At 72.0% G+C, this 17,448-nt stretch carries 17 protein-coding genes; 14 read left to right on the top strand and 3 right to left on the bottom strand.

The features are described from left to right. Positions 1-231 precede the first annotated feature (231 nt). The 5 genes from ACERM0_RS15030 to ACERM0_RS15010 all read left to right on the top strand — a co-directional run bounded on the left by ACERM0_RS15030 (position 232) and on the right by ACERM0_RS15010 (position 6,545). Complete coding sequence (locus ACERM0_RS15030; RefSeq protein ID WP_373679427.1) at positions 232-786, top strand: hypothetical protein; 555 nt, start codon at positions 232-234, stop codon at positions 784-786. Next, the gene (locus tag ACERM0_RS15025; RefSeq protein WP_373679426.1) at positions 786-3,509 is read left to right on the top strand and encodes a hypothetical protein; all 2,724 of its coding nucleotides are present in this window, start codon (positions 786-788) and stop codon (positions 3,507-3,509) included. The genes ACERM0_RS15030 and ACERM0_RS15025 overlap by 1 nt, the downstream gene beginning before the upstream one ends. Positions 3,510-3,675: 166 nt before the next feature. Continuing rightward, on the top strand, positions 3,676-3,888 hold the full coding sequence (locus ACERM0_RS15020; RefSeq protein WP_373679425.1) for a DUF4339 domain-containing protein: 213 nt from the start codon (positions 3,676-3,678) through the stop codon (positions 3,886-3,888). A 52-nt stretch (positions 3,889-3,940) separates the two neighbouring features. Further along, a complete protein-coding gene (gene tyrS / locus ACERM0_RS15015) occupies positions 3,941-5,296 on the top strand; it encodes a tyrosine--tRNA ligase (RefSeq protein WP_373679424.1) in 1,356 nt (451 codons plus the stop codon). Between the two features lie 94 nt (positions 5,297-5,390). Next, positions 5,391-6,545 (top strand): ATP-binding protein, encoded by a 1,155-nt coding sequence (locus ACERM0_RS15010; protein WP_373679423.1) that lies wholly within the window; start codon positions 5,391-5,393, stop codon positions 6,543-6,545. Here the strand turns inward: ACERM0_RS15010 and ACERM0_RS15005 are convergent. Then, entirely contained in the window at positions 6,520-7,071 is a 552-nt protein-coding gene (locus ACERM0_RS15005; protein ID WP_373679422.1) for an adenylate kinase, read from the bottom strand. The two genes, ACERM0_RS15010 and ACERM0_RS15005, sit on opposite strands and share 26 nt — an antisense overlap. Before the next feature lie 80 nt (positions 7,072-7,151). On the opposite strand from ACERM0_RS15005, the gene ACERM0_RS15000 reads away from it, so the two are divergent. The 7 genes from ACERM0_RS15000 to dnaB all read left to right on the top strand — a co-directional run bounded on the left by ACERM0_RS15000 (position 7,152) and on the right by dnaB (position 14,456). Further along, positions 7,152-7,799, top strand: coding sequence for a response regulator (locus ACERM0_RS15000; RefSeq protein ID WP_373679421.1), 648 nt, complete (start codon positions 7,152-7,154; stop codon positions 7,797-7,799). A 90-nt stretch (positions 7,800-7,889) separates the two neighbouring features. Continuing rightward, a complete protein-coding gene (glpK, locus tag ACERM0_RS14995; RefSeq protein WP_373679420.1) occupies positions 7,890-9,410 on the top strand; it encodes a glycerol kinase GlpK in 1,521 nt (506 codons plus the stop codon). Between the two features lie 330 nt (positions 9,411-9,740). Then, positions 9,741-10,046, top strand: a complete 306-nt coding sequence (gene rpsF, locus ACERM0_RS14990) for a 30S ribosomal protein S6 (RefSeq protein WP_373679419.1) — start codon at positions 9,741-9,743, stop codon at positions 10,044-10,046. Positions 10,047-10,105: 59 nt separating this feature from the next. Beyond that, positions 10,106-10,537 (top strand): single-stranded DNA-binding protein, encoded by a 432-nt coding sequence (gene ssb / locus ACERM0_RS14985; protein ID WP_373679418.1) that lies wholly within the window; start codon positions 10,106-10,108, stop codon positions 10,535-10,537. Positions 10,538-10,592: 55 nt separating this feature from the next. After that, positions 10,593-10,832, top strand: a complete 240-nt coding sequence (rpsR, locus tag ACERM0_RS14980; RefSeq protein ID WP_373679417.1) for a 30S ribosomal protein S18 — start codon at positions 10,593-10,595, stop codon at positions 10,830-10,832. 10 nt (positions 10,833-10,842) lie between these two features. Then, a complete protein-coding gene (gene rplI / locus ACERM0_RS14975) occupies positions 10,843-11,505 on the top strand; it encodes a 50S ribosomal protein L9 (RefSeq protein WP_373679416.1) in 663 nt (220 codons plus the stop codon). 44 nt (positions 11,506-11,549) lie between these two features. Then, positions 11,550-14,456 (top strand): replicative DNA helicase, encoded by a 2,907-nt coding sequence (gene dnaB, locus ACERM0_RS14970; protein WP_373679415.1) that lies wholly within the window; start codon positions 11,550-11,552, stop codon positions 14,454-14,456. A gap of 198 nt (positions 14,457-14,654) precedes the next feature. On the opposite strand, the gene ACERM0_RS14965 is transcribed toward dnaB, so the two are convergent. Then, the gene (locus ACERM0_RS14965; RefSeq protein ID WP_373679414.1) at positions 14,655-15,338 is read right to left on the bottom strand and encodes a winged helix-turn-helix domain-containing protein; all 684 of its coding nucleotides are present in this window, start codon (positions 15,336-15,338) and stop codon (positions 14,655-14,657) included. A gap of 120 nt (positions 15,339-15,458) precedes the next feature. Here ACERM0_RS14965 and ACERM0_RS14960 point away from each other — a divergent pair, with 120 nt between their 5' ends. Beyond that, complete coding sequence (locus ACERM0_RS14960) at positions 15,459-15,662, top strand: hypothetical protein (RefSeq protein ID WP_373679413.1); 204 nt, start codon at positions 15,459-15,461, stop codon at positions 15,660-15,662. Then, entirely contained in the window at positions 15,659-16,954 is a 1,296-nt protein-coding gene (locus tag ACERM0_RS14955) for an MFS transporter (RefSeq protein WP_373679412.1), read from the top strand. Before ACERM0_RS14960 ends, ACERM0_RS14955 begins: the two co-directional genes overlap by 4 nt. Here ACERM0_RS14955 and ACERM0_RS14950 read toward each other — a convergent pair whose 3' ends face one another. Further along, entirely contained in the window at positions 16,955-17,419 is a 465-nt protein-coding gene (locus tag ACERM0_RS14950; protein ID WP_373679411.1) for an Lrp/AsnC family transcriptional regulator, read from the bottom strand. Positions 17,420-17,448 lie beyond the last annotated feature (29 nt).

Here is a 17,448-nt window from a genome sequence, read left to right as displayed (position 1 = left end):
CGGCGCGGTGTTCGGCGCTTGATGGCGGCTTCGGCGATTCGATCCCGCCGGGATCGTTCAACCCGGTCGGACGCCAAAGATGGCCCGAACGGGGCATGGCATCTGGTCCGTCGTGCCCCGGATCATCCCCGCGACCGGCGGATGGTCGGCACTCGGTGCACGACCAGTGTGCCGGGAGGGGAAGCACGGCGTGGTGGCGATCACGGCGTGCCCTTGTCGGGGAGAACTCGATTGACACGCACCGTACTCACCGGTGCCGTGATCGCGCTCGTCGCGGCCGGTCTGGCCGTCGCCGGAGGCGCGCTCGGCATCACGACGCTGTGGCCGGTGCTGCTGGCCGCGGCGATCGGGCTGGCCGGCGGTCACGTGACCATCGGCCGGGTCGCGGGCTTCGTGATCGGCAGCGTCGCCGCCTTCGTGGCGATGGCCGTCCAGGCCGGTGTGCTGCCGGCCCTGCCCTCGGCGCAGGCCATCGTGCTGATCGTCGTGATCGTCGTGCTGACGGTCGTGGCCGCCGTCTCGGGTGACCGGGTCCCGCTGTGGGCGGGGTTGGCCGGCTACGCCGCTTTCGCGGCGCTGTACGAGCCGATGTACGCGGACCGTCCCACGGCATTCCTCGCCGAGGCTCCGGTCGCGTTCGTGACCGTGCTGCTGGCGACGGCGCTCGGCGCCGCCGCCGCGACGCTGGCGGAACTGGTGACCGCGAACCTCGCCGACCGCTCGTCGTCGTCCCCGGTCGTCGAGCCGACGCCGACCGCCCAACTCGCAGAAGGAGAGGCGGTCTGATGCGTGCCACCCGTCGTGTCCTGACGCTCGGCCTCATCGCCGCCGTCACCGTCGTCCCCACCAGCCTGCCGGCCCTGGCGCAGTCCGCCAGCGGTGCCGACGTCACCCACCGCCAGTCGGTGCTGACCGAGGTGTCCCCCACCGGTGAGGTCCGCACCTCGCGCGTGTTCACGCAGCTCACCGTCGCCGGCGACGGCGAGGTCGAGCTGGCCCTGCCCGACCAAGCCACCAAGGGCCTGCGCAACCTCGACGGTTTCGGCAAGCCACGGGTCGACGGCGACCAGGTCGTCTACCGCATGGCTGCCTCGCGGTCCGGCGTCTCCGAGCGCACGGTCGCGGACAACACCGCCGACCTGCCGCTGAGCGTGGAGATCTCCTACGCCCTCGACGGCGAGCCCATCGAGCCGAAGGCCCTCGTCGGACGGTCGGGCGAGGTGACGGTGACCTACACCGTCCGCAACCTCACCGCCCAGCCGACCGAGATCCGCTACTTCGACGGCCGCCAGCAGGAGCGCACGGAGACGGTCGACGTGGCCGTGCCCATGGTGGGCACGGTGTCCACGACCCTCGACGGGCGCTTCCTCGACGTCAAGGCGCCGGGTGCCTCCGTCGCCGGTGACGGGCGGGGCAACACGGTCGTGCAGTGGTCGCTGCTGCTGTTCTCGCCGCTGGGCGACGAGGAGCAGACCGTCAGCTACACCGCACACGTGACCGACGCGGTCGTTCCCGAGGCGGTCGCGCAGGTCCTGCCGGTCGACTCCAAGTCCTTCGGTTCGCTGCGCTCGACGGCCGAGTCCTACAAGGGCGCGGTCGAGTCGACCCGCACCCTGACGATCAACGGCGTGCTGATCGACGGCAACGTGCAGCTGCTCGCGGCGGGAGCGGCCCAGCTCCTCGACGGGTTGGGGCAGCTCTCCGACGGTGCCACGCAGCTGGCCGAGGGCCTGAACGGCACGGCCGTGCCGGGCGCGCGCCAGCTGGCCGACGGCACCTCCAAGGCGCGCGGCGGCAGCCGGCAGCTGGCCAACGGTCTCAACGATCTCGGTGCCGGGGCCACGCAGCTGTCCGACGGGCTCGGCAGCGCGCGCGACGGCGGCGGGAAGTTGGCCGCCGGTCTGGGTGAGCTGTCCGGCGGTGCCGGCCAGCTCGCCGACGGCACCGGCGCGGCCCGCACCGGCGCCGGCACGCTCGCCAAGGGGCTCGGCGACCTGAACGACGGCGCCGGCAAGCTGGCCGAGGGAACCGGTTCGGCACGGGTCGGCAGCAAGGACCTGGCCGACGGGCTCTCGCAGATCGCGGCGGGCGCCGGCGACGCCACGGCGGGTGCCGGGCAGATCGCGGACGGCGCGGCCGAGGCGCGCAAGAGCTTCGAGAAGCTCATCCTCCCCGGCGCGGAGAAGATCGAGGACGGTCTGGTCCTCATCGAGGGTGGCCTCACGCAGTTGGCGGCGGGCACGGCGCAGGGCGCGCCGGCGGCCATCGCCGGCCTCCCGCAGGTCGCCGGTGGCCTCTCTGACCTGTCGGGGACGATCTACGCCAACGCCGACGGGTGCACGCTCACGGCGGTCCAGAACGGCCAGTGCGGCCTGCTGGGTTCGCTGAAGGTGGCGAACGGCCTGCTCCAGGACGTGATGGCCGGCCTCAACGCTGTCGGCGCGTGCGCCGAGGGTTCGCCGTACGCCGCGGTCTGCCAGGGCGTCGGCGGTGCGCACCAGATCGTCGGTGGCTCGGTCACGAACCTGACCGCCGCCAAGGGCCAGGTCGACCAGCTGGTCGCCGGCGCCCAGGCGTTGACCGGGATCGTGCCGCTCCTCGAGGCCTACGCCGCCAACCTCGGCTCGCCCGAGAAGCCCGGTGCACTGCTGAAGGGTGTCCGGGACCTGAAGCAGGGCTCGGCGGACCTCCACGGCGGTCTGCAGCAGTTCCGCGCCGACGCGCTGGTCCCGCTGGCGGACGGCACGGCCACGCTCGCCGGCAAGCTGCCGGCACTCGCCGACGGTGCCAGTGCCGCCCGCAAGGGGGCCGGCACGCTCGCCAGCGGCCTGGGCCAGCTCGACGACGGCGCGAAGGCGCTGAACGCCGGCACCGGTTCGGCGGCCAAGGGCGGCAAGGACCTCGCCGGCGGGCTCGGCCAGCTGGACGACGGCGCCAAGAAGCTGGCGGACGGCGCGAAGACCGCCGCCGGCGGTGGGCGTGAGCTGTCCAGCGGGCTCGGGCAGCTGGACGACGGCGGCCGCAAGCTGGCCGACGGCGCCCGCACCGCGGCCACCGGCGGCAACGAGCTCGCCGACGGCCTGGTGCAGATCGACGACGGCGCCAACCAGCTCGCCGACGGCCTGGGCGACGCCGGTGACGGCGCCGGCCAGATCGCCGAGGGTCTGGACGCCGCGGCCGACGGCGGTCAGCAGATCGCCGACGGCACGGTCAAGCTGTCGGAGGCCGGCATGCAGAAGCTGATCGAAGGCGTCAGCGACGCCTCGGCCGGCTCCTCGCTGCTCTACAACACCATCAAGGCGATCGACGCACGCGGTGCCAACGGCGACGGACTCGCGTACGGCACCGTCGACGGCGCCGACGCCAGCGCGGTCTACAAGTTCGAGATCGCGGGTGTCGGCAGCCGCGCCGACGACGGCACCTCGGCGCCGGTCCGGGCCGCGATCGCGATCGGCGCGTTCCTCGCCGCCGGGGCCCTCGGGCTCGGGCTGCGTCGCCGGCTGGCCTGACCGGCCCGCGGACAGCGAGGGCGGGGCGGGGCCACGACGGCCCCGCCCCGCTCCCGTCCGACGAGCAACCGTCCGCCCCGCTCCCGTCCGACCAGCTCCCGTCCGACCAGTCGCGCGGCAGCGGATAGCTTCTCGCTGACGTGCGGGATCCAGGAGTGACGCGAACGTGAACGAGCCGGCCCGCTGGTACCACCTACAGGGTCAGGACCAGCACGGACCGCTGGACCTCGACACCATGCGTCGCCTGGTCCTGCACGGCACCGTCAGGCCCGACACCTACGTGTGGGCGGACGGCATGCCCGACTGGCTGCCCGCGCGCGAGGTGCCGGCGGTGACGCCGCCGGCCGAGGTGCGCGAGCGCCTCGAGGGCTGGCACTGACGGACCTGCGCGGGATCCCGGTGACGGGCCGCGACCGGTAGCTTCTGCTGCCATGAGCGACCAGACCCCCCATCCCAGCCCCGCGCCCGACCTGGACCCGCCGGCCACCCCGGTCGCGGGTCACGCGTCGGACGTCAACGCCCTCGACGTGTTGCAGGCCCGCGGGTTCGTACAGGACGTCACCGACGAAGACGGGCTGCGCGAGCTGTTCGACGCCGGTCCGGTCACCTTCTACGTCGGCTTCGACCCGACCGCCGCGTCCCTGCATGCCGGCAACCTGGTCGGCATGATGGCGATGTCGTGGCTGCAGCGCCTGGGCCACCACCCGATCGCGCTGTCCGGCGGCGCGACGGGTCGCATCGGCGACCCCTCCGGGCGGGACACCGAGCGGGAGATCCTCGACGAGGAGGCGCTGCAGACCAACCTCGCGGCGATCCGGCGCCAGCTGGGGCAGGTCGTCGACCTCACCGAGGGACGCGGGGTCCTCGTCGACAACTTCGACTGGACCGGCCAGCTCAACTTCCTCGACTTCCTGCGCGACGTCGGCAAGCACGTCTCGGTGAACGCGATGCTCTCGCGCGAGTCGGTGAAGCGCCGGCTGGACACCCGCGAACAGGGATTGTCGTTCACGGAGTTCAGCTACCAACTGCTGCAGGCGAACGACTTCGCGCACCTGTACCGGACGCGCGGATGCCGGCTGCAGGGCGGCGGCTCGGACCAATGGGGCAACATCACCGCGGGCATCGACCTCACCCGCCGACTGCACGGTGCGCAGGTCTACGGGCTGACCTGGCCGCTGCTGACCACCGCCGACGGCGCCAAGTTCGGCAAGTCGGCCGGCAACGCGGTGTGGCTCGACCCGGACATGACCTCGCCCTACGCCTACTACCAGTTCTGGCTCAACGCGGCCGACGCGGACGTCGTCCGGTTCCTCAAGCTCTTCACGTACCTCGAGCTGGACGAGATCGCCGACCTGGAGAAGCGCCACCTCGAGGACCCCTCCGCGCGGGTCGCCCACCGGACCCTGGCCCGCGAGGCCACCCGGGTCATCCACGGCGACGCCGGGGTGGAGGCGGCCGAGCGTGCCACGGGCGTGCTGTTCGGCGACCAGCCGTTCTCCGGCCTCGACGACGCCACCCTCAGCGCCGCGTTCGAGGAGGCGCCGTCGGTGGTGCTCACGCGCAGCCGCCTCGACGACGGGCTCGGCCTGCTCGAACTGCTGACCGAGGTGGGTGCCAGCAGGTCCAACGGTGAGGCGCGGCGCCTCGTGCAGCAGGGCGCGGTCCGGATCAACAACGCCCTGATCGAGGATTCTGCCGTCCAGGTCGGGCCCGAACACCTCGCCAGCGACCGGACCATGGTCATCCGCGTCGGCAAGAAGCGCTACTACCTCGCCCGCTTCCACTGACCCGACGTCGGCGCAGCCGCGCCCGTCGCCGTCCGTGCGGCATGCTGCGGGCCTGCGGCGGTGACGCGCGTGCCCGCCGGACTGGCTGACCGGGGTGCAGCAGACGGTGCTGCGCGGCCTGGCGGTGTTCCGCTGGGCGGCATGGGTGTGGATGGCGATCGTGCTGGTGCTGGCGCGCCGTGCGCTGGAACGACCGGTCGCGGCCGTGCTGCTGGTGGGAGCCGCGCTGGCCGTGACGATCTGGACCACCTCGCTGCTGCGTCGTGACCCTGCCCGCCTGTGCCGCCCGCAGGTCGTGGGCGTCGAGGTCGGGGTCGCCCTGGGGTTGCAGCTCGCGGATGGGTTCGTGTACCGGGCGCCGCACGTCTTCTCCGGCGCGCAGCCGCTGGGCGTCGCCTGGCCGATCGCGACCGTGCTGTCGGCCGGCATCGCCTTCGGCCCGCTGGTGGGTGGCGCGACGGGCGTACTGGTCGGCGCCGGCCGGGCCGTGTCGTCGCTGTGGCACGCCCCGCCGCCGACCTCGGAGGTCGTGCTGCTGGGCATCGAGCCCGTCCAGCTGCTGTCGCTGGTCACCACCATGGTCCTGTACGGGCTCGCGGGTGGCGTCGGCGGCCACGCGATGCGGCTGATCCGTGCCGGCGAGGACCGCATCGCCACGGCGGAGCGCGAGCTCGCCGACGCGCGGGCCCGCGAGGACGTCGCCCGCCGCCTGCACGACGGTGTGCTGCAGACCCTGGCGCTGGTCGAGCGTCGCGCCGACGATCCACGGCTGGCCGCGATGGCGCGCGAGCAGGAGCGCGACCTGCGCCGCTACCTGTTCGGGCCGCCGGCGTCCTCGGCGAGCGTCGACCTCGTCACGGACCTGCAGGCCGCCGCCCAGCGGTTCGAGACCGCCTTCGACGCCCGCGCCGAGGTGCTGGTGCCCGAGGACCTGCCGCCGCTGGCCGCGCCGGTGCAGCAGGCCCTGGTCGGTGCCGTCGGCGAGGCGCTCACCAACGCGGGCAAGCACGGCGCCGCCAGCCGGGTCGTGGTCTATCTCGAGCCGCTGGACGACGCCGTGTTCTGCTCCGTCCGTGACGACGGCGCCGGGTTCGACCCGGCCCACGCCCGCGAGGGGGTCGGGTTGTCCCGCTCGGTCCGCGGCCGCATCACCGAGGTCGGCGGCGAGGTCGAGGTGGACGCGGCGCCAGGGCGCGGTGCGGAGATCCGCCTCACGGTCCCGTTCAGCCCGCCGGACGCGCGGCGCTGAGGGTCGCCCGCAGCCACCGGCGGACCGCTCCCGGCGAGCGCAGGTGCACCACCTCGACGTCCTGCGGCGGGTCGTCGAGCAGCCGCCGCCGGTAGCCGGCCCGGTTGGTGGCGTGCTGGGTGATCGACCAGAGCACGATGGAGCGTTCCGGGTCCGCGCTGAGCAGGTTGCGCCACTCCTCGCGGTTGCCGTTCCACAGCTCGCGGCGGGTGATGGCGCGCACGACGCTGCGGCGGACGATCCGGGGCGTGACCACCCGGCGTGGCAGGTCGAGCCACACGATCGTGTCCGCTCGCGGCCACACCAGGTCGCGGACCGCGCCGTAATTGCCGCAGACGACCCAGCGGTCGGCCCGGACGGCGTCCTCGACGCGCGCCCGGAACGTCGCCTCGGGCAACGGCTGCCACCCGGGCTGGTGGAAGATGGCGTCGAGTTCGACGTGGCGCAGCCCGAGCCCGTCGGCCAGTCGCCGGGCGAGCGTCGACTTGCCGCTGCCGGCGTTGCCGACGACCGCGATCCGTTGCATGCCTGCCTCCCGTTGCGGCCGCGAGCCGATCGACGCTAGCCGCCTCTAGGCTGCGGTGCCGCCGGGAAGGGAGCGTCGTGGTGGAACAGCGAGCCAGCGTGCGTCGACCACCGATCCGGGTCGTGCTGGTCGACGACCACCCGGTGTGGCGCGACGGGGTGAAGGCGGACCTGGGCAGCGGCTTCGAGGTGGTCGGAGAGGCCTCGGACGCCGAGGAAGCGATACGGGTGGTCCGCGAGACGCGGCCCGACCTGGTCGTCTGCGACGTGCAGATGCCCGAAGGCGGCGGGTTGGCGGTCGTGCGGGCGTGTGCCCAGCAGACCCGGATCGTGATGCTGACCGTCAGCGAGCAGGAACGCGATCTGTTGGACGCGGTCGCCGCCGGCGCGGTCGGCTACCTCACGAAGGCGACGCCCGGCGACGAGCTGCGGACCTCGCTTCGCAAGGCCGCCGCGGGTGAGCCGGTGTTCTCCTCCTCGCTGGCGATGCTGGTGCTGGGCGAGTTCCGGCGACTGGCCAAGCAGGCCACCGGCGCCAACCCCTTGACCGAACGCGAGCGGGAGGTGCTGCAGCACGTCGCGCGCGGGTACCCGTACAAGGAGGTCGGCGAGCGACTGCACATCTCGCCGAAGACGGTCGAGAACCACGTGCGCAACATCCTCGACAAGCTGCAGCTCAACCGGCGCCAGGAGTTGATCCGCTACGCGGTCGACCACGGCCTGGACTGAAGCGTCGGTGGCCGGCTCCCGCGCGGGGCCGGGCGGGGTACGCGAAGGACGCCGCGGCGGAGGTCGGGCAACCGGAGGAGGAGCGACAACATGGCGGAGTTCGTCGGCGCGGTCGACCAGGGCACCACCTCGACGCGGTTCATGGTGTTCGACCACGACGGCAACGAGGTCGGCCGTCACCAGCTCGAGCACGAGCAGATCCTGCCGCGGGCCGGCTGGGTCGAGCACAACCCGGTGGAGATCTGGGAACGGACGTCGTCGGTGCTGCGCACGACCCTCAACCGGCTGGGGCTGTCCGGCCGTGACCTGGCGGCGCTCGGGATCACCAACCAGCGCGAGACGACCGTCGTCTGGAACCGCCGCAGCGGCCGGCCGTACCACAACGCGATCGTGTGGCAGGACACCCGCACGGACCGCATCGCGGCGCGCCTCGAACGCGAGGGTGCCGGCGACCTGATCCGTGCTCGCGCCGGTCTGCCACCGGCCACCTACTTCGCCGGCGGCAAGCTCCAGTGGCTGCTGGAGCACGTCGACGGTCTACGGGAGGACGCGGAACGGGGCGAGGCGCTGTTCGGCACGACCGATTCCTGGCTGCTGTGGCACCTGACCGGCGGAGCCGACGGCGGGGTGCACGTCACCGACGTGACCAACGCCAGCCGCACGATGCTGATGGACCTGGAGACCCTCGACTGGGACGACGAACTGCTCGCCCTGTTCGGCGTCCCTCGAGCCATGCTGCCGGAGATCCGGCCGTCGTCCGACCCGGCGTCCTACGGCGTCACGCGCCCGGGCGGGCCGTTGGAAGCCGAGGTGCCGCTGACCGGTGCGCTCGGCGACCAGCAGGCCGCGATGGTCGGTCAGGTCTGCTTCGCGCCCGGCGAGGCGAAGAACACCTACGGCACCGGCAACTTCCTGCTGCTGAACACCGGCACCGAGGTGGTCCGCTCCCAGGCCGGCCTGCTGACGACCGTCTGCTACCGGTTCGGGGACCAGGCGCCGGTCTACGCGCTGGAGGGCTCGATCGCCGTGACCGGCTCGGCGGTGCAGTGGCTGCGCGACCAGCTCGGCATCATCAGCGGTGCGGCCGAGTCCGAGTCGCTGGCCCGCCAGGTGCCCGACAGCGGCGGGATCGTGTTCGTCCCCGCCTTCTCCGGCCTGTTCGCGCCCTACTGGCGCTCCGACGCGCGCGGCGCGATCGTCGGGCTGTCGCGGTTCAACACCAACGCCCACCTGGCACGCGCCACCCTCGAGGCCATCTGCTACCAGTCCAAGGACGTCGCCGACGCCATGGCGCAGGACTCGGGCGTGGCCCTCGAGGTGCTCAAGGTCGACGGCGGCGTGACCGCCAACGACCTGTGCATGCAGATCCAGGCCGACGTGCTGGGCGTGCCCGTCAGCCGGCCGGTCGTGGCGGAGACGACCGCTCTGGGGGCCGCCTACGCGGCCGGGCTGGCGGTCGGGTTCTGGAAGGACACCGACGAGCTGCGCGAGAACTGGCACGAGGACCGGCGCTGGGAGCCGACCTGGGACGACGCCCAGCGCAGCGCCGGCCACGCGCGCTGGAAGAAGGCGGTCGAGCGCACCCTCGGCTGGGTCGACGTCGACGACTGATCCTTCCCGGGTTCTCCACAGCGCCGCCGGCACCGATCGGGCGGGATGTCACCGGGTCTGCCTACCGTGCGCGGTTGTGAGCGGACGGGGTGTCCGGTACGGTTCCGAGGTCCTGTGTCCGGCGTGCGCGTGCTGCGTGCGTGCCGGCGGAGTGGCGTTCGGCGTCGCTCCCAGGCAGCACCCCTGCTCCCACCGGCGGCCCTGCGTGCGCGCACGCGGGCCGCGTCCGCGGGAGCCACCCCGCCGCCGTCGGTCGCGTCCGCGCGCCTCGACGGCGGCATCGGCCGCGCCACCCGGTGCGGGCGGATCAGAGACCATGGGAGGTGCACTGTGCGCCGCTACGAGATAATGATCATCGTCACCGACACGCTCGAGGAAGAGGCCGCCCGCGCGGCTTTCGACCGGGCCAAGGACATCCTCGCCCAGCAGGGCGGGACGGTCCTCGACGAAGCCTGGTGGGGCCGCCGCAAGCTGGCCTACGAGATCAACAAGCGCGACTTCGGCTACTACGGCGTCCTCGACTTCGAGGCCACCGCCGAGGCCGTGGACGAGCTCGAGCGCCTGCTCAAGATCTCCGACGACATCGTCCGCTTCAAGACGGTGCGCCCGGAGCTCCGCGTCCGCACCAGCGCCTGACGCCGGGACCGCGTCCGCTCACGCGACCCTGATCAGCCGCTCGACGCGAGGAGCCCACCGTGGCGTTCGAGAGCAACTTCATCACCTTCATCGGCAACCTGACCGACGACCCCGAACTGCGCTTCACCGGTGGCGGGGCCGCCGTGTCCACGTTGCGCGTCGCCTCCAACCGCCGCTACACGGACCGTTCCGGTCAGCAGCAGGAGGAGACGACCTACCTCAACGTCAACTGCTGGCGTGACCTGGCGGAGAACGCGGCCGAGTCCCTGCACAAGGGCGACCGTGTCATCGTGATCGGCCGGGTGCGCGTGCGCAGCTACGAGAACCAGCAGGGACAGACCGTCTGGGTCACGGAGATCGAGGCCGACGAGATCGCCCCGAGTCTGCGGTGGGCCCGCGCCCAGGTGTCGCGTACCAGCGGCTCCGGCGGTGGCGGCGGCACCAGCGACTTCGCACCTCCGCCGCCGTCCGACGACGACGTCCCGTTCTGATCCGACATCGACCTTCGCCCGAGCGCCATGCGCCGGGCCTTCGAGGAGAAGCCACATGCCTCCCAAGCCCAAGAAGGCACGCAAGCCGAAGAAGGACAAGCCCTGTCCGGTGTGCGTCCAGGGCATCGAGTACGTCGACTACAAGGACCTGTCGCTGCTCAAGCCGTTCCTGAACGAGCGCGCGAAGATCAAGGCGCGCCGCACGTCGGGCGTCTGTGCGCAGCACCAGGCCCAGCTGTCCGGGGCGATCAAGAACGCCCGCGAGATGGCGCTGATCCCCTACACGACCCGCTAGGAGTCGCCCGATGAAGGTCATCCTGAAGGACGAGGTCGACAACCTCGGGCTGGCGGGCGACGTCGTCGAGGTCGCTGACGGCTACGGCCGCAACTTCCTGCTGCCCCGTGGGCTGGCCATCCTGGCCACCAAGGGTGCGATGAAGGAAGCCGAGGCCCTGACCCGGTCGCGCAAGGCCAAGGAGTCCAAGACCCTGGGCTCCGCACAGGCCGCCAAGGACGCGCTCGAGTCCCGCACGCTGCGCATCGAGGCCCGCGTCGACGAACGCGGTCACCTCTACGGCTCGGTCAGCGCCCACGACGTCGAGCGTGTGCTGCGCGAGCGCGGCCACGAGATCGAGCGCAAGCGCATCGAGCTCAAGGGCACCATCAAGTCGATCGGCGCCTACGAGATCCCGGTCCGGGTGCACCCGCAGGTCACCGCGACGGTGACGGTCGAGGTCGTCGACGCCGAGGGCCGCATCAGCCTGCGCGACGGCGCGATCGTGGACGCCGAGGCGGTCGTGGAGGCGGCGCAGGACGTCGCAGCCTCCAGCGACACTGACGTGGAGGCGCTGACCGAACAGGCCCTCGAGGCTGCTGCCGAGTTCGACGAGCAGCAGACCGAGGCGGACACGGAAGCGACCGAGGGCGCCGCCACGGTCGTCGAGGGTGAGGACGCCGAGGAGGCGTGAGGAGGTTCTCGTGAGGTGGCCGACGTCCACGGACGCACACCCGCATGAGTGACTTCCCCCCGCCACCGAGCGGACCACTCGACGCGCCGGCAGCACCACCAGCAGGCCCGCGCGCCAACGGGTCGGCGGGACGTGGTTACGACCGCGTCCCGCCGCACTCGCTGGAGGCCGAGGTCTCCGTCCTCGGTGCCGCGTTGCTGTCGCGCAACGCGGCCAGCGAGGCGATCGAGGTGCTCGAACCCGAGCACTTCTACCGCAACGCGCACCGCACCGTCTTCGAGGGCATCCGCGACCTGCTGGCCGCCGGCGAGCCCATCGACACCGTCACGCTGACGGAGTGGCTCGCCCGCCGCGACCGCCTCGACGAGGTGGGCGGCCCGGCGGCGCTGCACGACCTGACGGTCGCCGTGCCGACCGCGGCCAACGCCGCCTTCTACGCCCGCATCGTGCGCGAGCGGGCGTTGCTGCGTCGCCTCATCGACGCGGGCACGGCGGTCGCCAAGCTCGGCTACGAGGCGACCGAGGACGCGGAGACGGTCGTCGACCGGGCCGAGTCCATCATCTACGAGGTCGCCCAGACCTCGACCACGGCCGACTACGCCCGTCTCGGCGACCTGCTCAACGAGTCGTTCGAGCAGATCGAGAAGCTCGCCGAGCAGAACTCCGAGGTCACCGGCCTGTCCACCGGCTTCGACGACCTCGACCGCCTCACCGCCGGCCTGCAGCCCCAGAACCTGATCATCCTGGCCGCCAGGCCGGCGATGGGCAAGTGCCTGAGCGTGGGTTCCCGAGCACTTTCCGTCAAGACCGGGGAGTGGGCGCCAATCGAGCAACTCGTCGAGCGCGGTCGGTCTGGCGAAGCCATCCAGGTCGCGGCCCTCGACGAGTCAGGGGTGCTGGTCGGCGTCGATGCCACGGAGTTCCACGACAACGGCACTCGAAGCGTCTTCCTCTTGCGAACCCGGAGCGGGCGTCGCACGAGAGCGACCGCGAATCACCCATTTCTGACGCCCCGCGGGTGGCGGCAACTCACCGATCTGCGCCCGGGCGATCTCATTGCGGCGCCGCGACGAATCGACTTCTTCGGTGACCAGCGCCTTCCCGCTGCTGAGGTGAAGCTGCTCGGCTATCTCCTCGGTGATGGCTGCCTCACGAAGAACGCGCCGGAACTGACCACGGAATCGGTCGCTGTCGAAATGGAGGCGCTCGCCTGTGCTGCAGCCTTCGGCACCATCGGTGTGGTACAGCCGAAGCAGGGAACCCAGGCCAGGACGATCCGTTTCGGCCTGGCGCACGACCGCGTCACGCGGGCTGATGTAGCCGCACGAGCCGGCACCACCATCTCGGTCGTGAGCCAGGCGCTGTCGGGCCGACGCGGCCTGAGCGCGGAACTCGTGACCCGCATCCGCGCAGCGGCTGCGGACCTCGATTACACCGGCCGCCATGCTGACAACTTCCTGCAGCAGCGGCTCGAGGAGCTCGGGCTGGCCGGCAGGGACAGCCACACCAAGTTCGTGCCCGCGCCGATCTTCACGCTCCCCCGTGAGCAGATGGCGCTGTTCCTGTCGCGGCTGTTCGCGACGGATGGCAGCGCCTGGGTCGCGGAGGAGCACGGCTACTTCGGCATCAGCTACTGCTCGGTGTCGGAGCAGCTCATCCACGACGTGCAACACCTGCTCCTGCGGTTCGGGATCCTGTCGCGGATCCGGGAACGGCAGGTGAAGTACCTCGAGGGCCACAACCGAGCGTTCGAACTCGAGATCCGCGACGCCGCCAACGTCCGGCGCTTCTTGACGGAGATCGGGATCTTCTCCAAGGAGGAGCAGTGCGCCAAGGTGCTCGAGTACGTCGAGCGTCGCGGCGTGCCCCACACTTCCGATGCGCCGCGCGCGTGGGGCGACAACACCGACCTGTTACCGATCGAGGTGTGGGACCTGATCCTCGCCGAGAAGGGTCAGCGGTCCTGGGCCGACGTCTCCGAGACGACCGGACGACCGCGCAACCACAACTGGCACGTCGGCAAGCGCCGCCCGTCCCGGCGCCTCGTGGCGGAGCTCGCCGAAGCCCTCGGCAGCCAGGCGCTACACGAGGTGGCCACCTCGGACGTGTTCTGGGACGAGGTCGTTTCGGTCGAGCCTGCCGGTGAGGAACGGGTCTTCGACCTCACGGTGCCCGGGCTGCACAACTTCGTGGCCGACGACCTGATCGTGCACAACTCCTCGCTCAGCCTCGGGATCGCGCAGTTCGTGACCGTGAAGCTGCGGCGTCCGGCGATCATCTTCAGCCTGGAGATGAGCAAGCTGGAGATCGTCAACCGCATGCTCTCCTCCGAGGCGCGGATCGACTCCTCCAAGCTACGTACCGGCCGGTTGGAGGACACCGACTGGCGCAAGCTCGGCGACGCCCTGGGGGCGTTGTCGGAGGCGCCGCTGTTCATCGACGACACGCCGTCGATCTCCCTGATGGAGATCCGTGCGAAGTGCCGCCGCCTGAAGCAGAAGCACGGGCTCGATCTGGTGATCGTCGACTACCTGCAGCTGATGCAGTCGCACAAGAAGACCGACTCGCGCCAGCAGGAGGTCTCGGAGATCTCGCGTGGCATGAAGATGCTCGCGAAGGAACTCGACGTCCCGGTCATCGCGCTGTCGCAGCTCTCCCGCCAGCCCGAGTCGCGCACCGACAAGCGCCCACAGCTCGCCGACCTTCGTGAAAGCGGTTCCATCGAGCAGGATGCCGACATCGTCAGCTTCATCTACCGCGACGAGGTCTACGACGAGGACAGCCCGGACAAGGGCATTGCGGAGCTGATCATCTCCAAGCACCGCAACGGTGCCACCGGCGTGGTCAAGCTGGCCTTCCTCAACCACCTCACCAAGTTCGCCAACCTCGCGCGGGGCTCGTCCGGCGCGCCCGGTGGCGGCGGGGCCGGCGGGATGCCCACGCCGATGTAGCGGCAGCGGGGCCGACGAGGGGAGCCGTCGCGGGCGACGGAAACCTCTTGGCGTTCGCGGCTGCGACACCCGCTGGCGCGGGGAAGCCGTCGCAGGCGACGGAAACCTCACGGCGTTCGCGGCTGCGACGCCCGCCGGCGAGGGGAAGCCGTCGCGGGCGACGGAAACCTCACGGCGCTCGCGGTCCGGTGTCGCGTGTCAGGGGGCGTCGTCCGAGGCGGCCTCGGCAGCGGCGCCGCCGTCGGCGTCGTCCGGCGGGTCGCCGGTCGGGTAGGCGTCCACCTGCACGCGCACGGGCACGACGTCGGACGGCTCGGCACCCGGCCTCTCGCGCCGGTCGGCCTGCAGGTCGCGATAGCGGTCGATGACGGCGACCAGTTCGTCGCGCATGTCGCGCAACTCGTCGCGGGTCAGACGGAACCGGCCCGTCATCTCGATCGTGGACTCCACCCAGTCGTCGCCCCACCGCTTGCCGTCGCGATGCCACCGGCGAAGGCTGTTGAAGCGGGCACGCAGGACCTCGTCCAGCACCATCAGGGCGTCGTCACGGGTGTCCTCGCGCTCGAGGAGCTCGAAGCCCTCCAGCGTCCACCCGCCACGCACGAGCCGCCAGTACCGGTCGCGCTTGGAGCCCAGCTCCGTCGCCTCCTCGATGAGCCCCTGGGCCGCGAGCTGGCGCAGGTGGTAGCTCGTGGAGCCGCTGTTCTCGCCGATCATCCGGCCGAGCGCACTGGCGGTCGACGGGCCGTGCTCGCCGAGGAGCTCCACCAACTGGAATCGCACCGGATGTGCGAGCGCCTTCAGCGCCGCCGCGTCCAGCACCCGGTCGTCGGCCGGCGGCCACACCGGCCGCTCCTCGCCGATCGTCTTCTGGTCCGTCACGCGCGCGCTCCCGATCGCAAAGCGAACTTTGCAAAGAAGTGTTTGCAAAGATCTCTTTGCGGTGTAGGGTGACGTCATCGCAAAGAAATCTTTGCAGTCACCGTACCGCAGGAGCGCGCCATGCACCCGGACCAACTCGCCGACCTCGCCACACTCGAGACCGCCGCGGCCCGGGCGGACGCCGCGGCTCGCCGCCAGACCCGCCGCGCGCGTCGCACCGAGCGCAGCGCCCGCCGCCAGGCCCGGCGCGACCGCCGGCAGGGGAGCACGCGACCGGTCGACACCCGGCCGCGCCGCGACGGCGGCCAGGCGACCGATCGATGACGGCGCCGGCGACCGCCAGCGTCGGTCAACGCGCCGGCTTCGGGCAGCTGTGGCTGGGAGCCGGCGCGTCCAACCTCGCGGACGGGATCCTGTTCGCCGGCCTGCCGGTGCTGGCGCTGCAGGTGACCGACTCGCCCGCGCTGGTCGCCGGTGTTGCCGTCGCCCTGCAACTGCCGATGGCGCTCACCGCCCTGCCGGCCGGCGTCCTGGCCGACCGTGTGGACCGCCGCCACCTGCTCGTCGCCTTCAACGTCCTGCGCGTCGTTGGCCTGCTGGCGGCCACCGTCGCCGTCGTCCTGGGCGAGTTGCACCTCGCCCTCGTCTACGCCGTCGCCGCGCTGGCGGGCGGCAGCGAGATCGTCGTCGACACGACGGCACAGACCGCGGTGCCCATGCTGGTCCCACGCGAGGACCTGGGCCGGGCCAATGCCCGCCTCGGCGGCACCCAGGTGGTCATGAACGACGCCGTCGGTGCTCCGGTCGGCAGCTTCCTCGCCGGCGCCGGCGCGGCGCTCGTCCTGGGCGGGCCGGCGCTGCTGTTCGCCCTCGCCGCGGCGCTCGTGGCGCGTCTGCGCCTCCGCGCGGCCGCCACGCCGGAGCCGCACGCCCGCGGCCAGCTGCGCCGGGACCTGCGCGACGGGGTCGGCTACCTCGGCCGTCATGTCGTGCTGCGTCGCCTCGCGATCGTGGCCGGGATCGTCAACTTCGGGAACATGGCGTTCTTCGCGGTGTTCCCGGTCTTCGTGGTCGGACCGCTCGGACTGCCCGCCCAGGCCTACGGCTGGTTCCTGGCGGCGGTCGCGTTGGGCGGCGTGCTCGGCTCCCTGGTCGCCGACCGGCTGCTTCGCCGTGTCGGGTTGTCGCGCCTGCTGCGGCGGACCTCGGTGTTCGTCGCCGGCGTCGTCGCCACGATCGCGCTGGTCGCCGACCCCGCCGTCACGGCCGTGGGCGTCATGCTGCTGGGCGCGACCGGGATGACCTGGAACGTCGGCGTGCGTGTCCTGCGCCAACAGCTGGTCCCCGCTTCGCTGCTCGGGCGGGTGACCGCCACCAGCGCTTTCGTGGCCCTGATCGCCGCACCCCTCGGCGGCCTGACCGGCGGACTGGTGGCGGAGGCGTACGGCGTGCGCTGGCCCGCGCTGCTGGCCACCACCTGCGTCCTGCTCGGCCGGCTCCTGCTGCGGCCGGTCGACGCCGCGGCCATCGAACAGGCGACGGCCGCCGCCGACGGGGCGGACGAGACCGTCGCGGCCGTCAGCGCGCCGCGCGAGGACCGTCCGGCGCGCGACTGATCAGGTGCCACCTCGCTCCGTCGGCCGGACCTGGCGTTCGAGCAGGCGCGAGAGGACCAGCACGGACCGCGTCCGCGCCACGAACGGCTCGCTGCGGATCTGTTCGAGGGTCTCCTCGAGGTGCGCGGTGTCCCGCGCGCGGACGTGGACGAGCGCGTCCGGGTCCCCGGTGATGGTGTAGGCGCCCACCACCTCGGGGTGGCGGGACAGGGCCGTACCGATCAGCGTGGGTGGGGTCCGGCCCTCACAGAACAGCTCGATGAAGGCCTCGGTCGTCCATCCCAGCGCGCGCGGGTCGATGACCGCGGAGAAGCGTTCGATCACGCCCTCGTCGACCAGACGGTCGACCCGGCGTTTCACCGCCGGCGCGGAGAGCCCGATCGCGTCGCCGATCTCCCGGTAGCTCGCCCGTGCGTCGCTGGACAGCCACGCAACGATCCGCTCGTCCAGCCCATCAAGACGCAACGATTCGCTCCTGGTTCGCAAGTCTCGCC

The organism is Egicoccus sp. AB-alg2 (assembly GCF_041821065.1).
Classification (GTDB): domain Bacteria; phylum Actinomycetota; class Nitriliruptoria; order Nitriliruptorales; family Nitriliruptoraceae; genus Egicoccus.
This window is presented reverse-complemented; position numbering and strand designations above follow the sequence as displayed.

Coding starts and splice junctions, on each gene's coding strand:
- ACERM0_RS15025 (WP_373679426.1), top strand. CDS start 786: ATGCGTGCCACCCGTCGTGTCCTGACGCTCGGCCTCATCGCCGCCGTC.
- tyrS (WP_373679424.1), top strand. CDS start 3,941: ATGAGCGACCAGACCCCCCATCCCAGCCCCGCGCCCGACCTGGACCCG.
- ACERM0_RS15005 (WP_373679422.1), bottom strand. CDS start 7,071: ATGCAACGGATCGCGGTCGTCGGCAACGCCGGCAGCGGCAAGTCGACG.
- glpK (WP_373679420.1), top strand. CDS start 7,890: ATGGCGGAGTTCGTCGGCGCGGTCGACCAGGGCACCACCTCGACGCGG.
- rpsR (WP_373679417.1), top strand. CDS start 10,593: ATGCCTCCCAAGCCCAAGAAGGCACGCAAGCCGAAGAAGGACAAGCCC.
- rplI (WP_373679416.1), top strand. CDS start 10,843: ATGAAGGTCATCCTGAAGGACGAGGTCGACAACCTCGGGCTGGCGGGC.
- dnaB (WP_373679415.1), top strand. CDS start 11,550: ATGAGTGACTTCCCCCCGCCACCGAGCGGACCACTCGACGCGCCGGCA.
- ACERM0_RS14960 (WP_373679413.1), top strand. CDS start 15,459: ATGCACCCGGACCAACTCGCCGACCTCGCCACACTCGAGACCGCCGCG.
- ACERM0_RS14955 (WP_373679412.1), top strand. CDS start 15,659: ATGACGGCGCCGGCGACCGCCAGCGTCGGTCAACGCGCCGGCTTCGGG.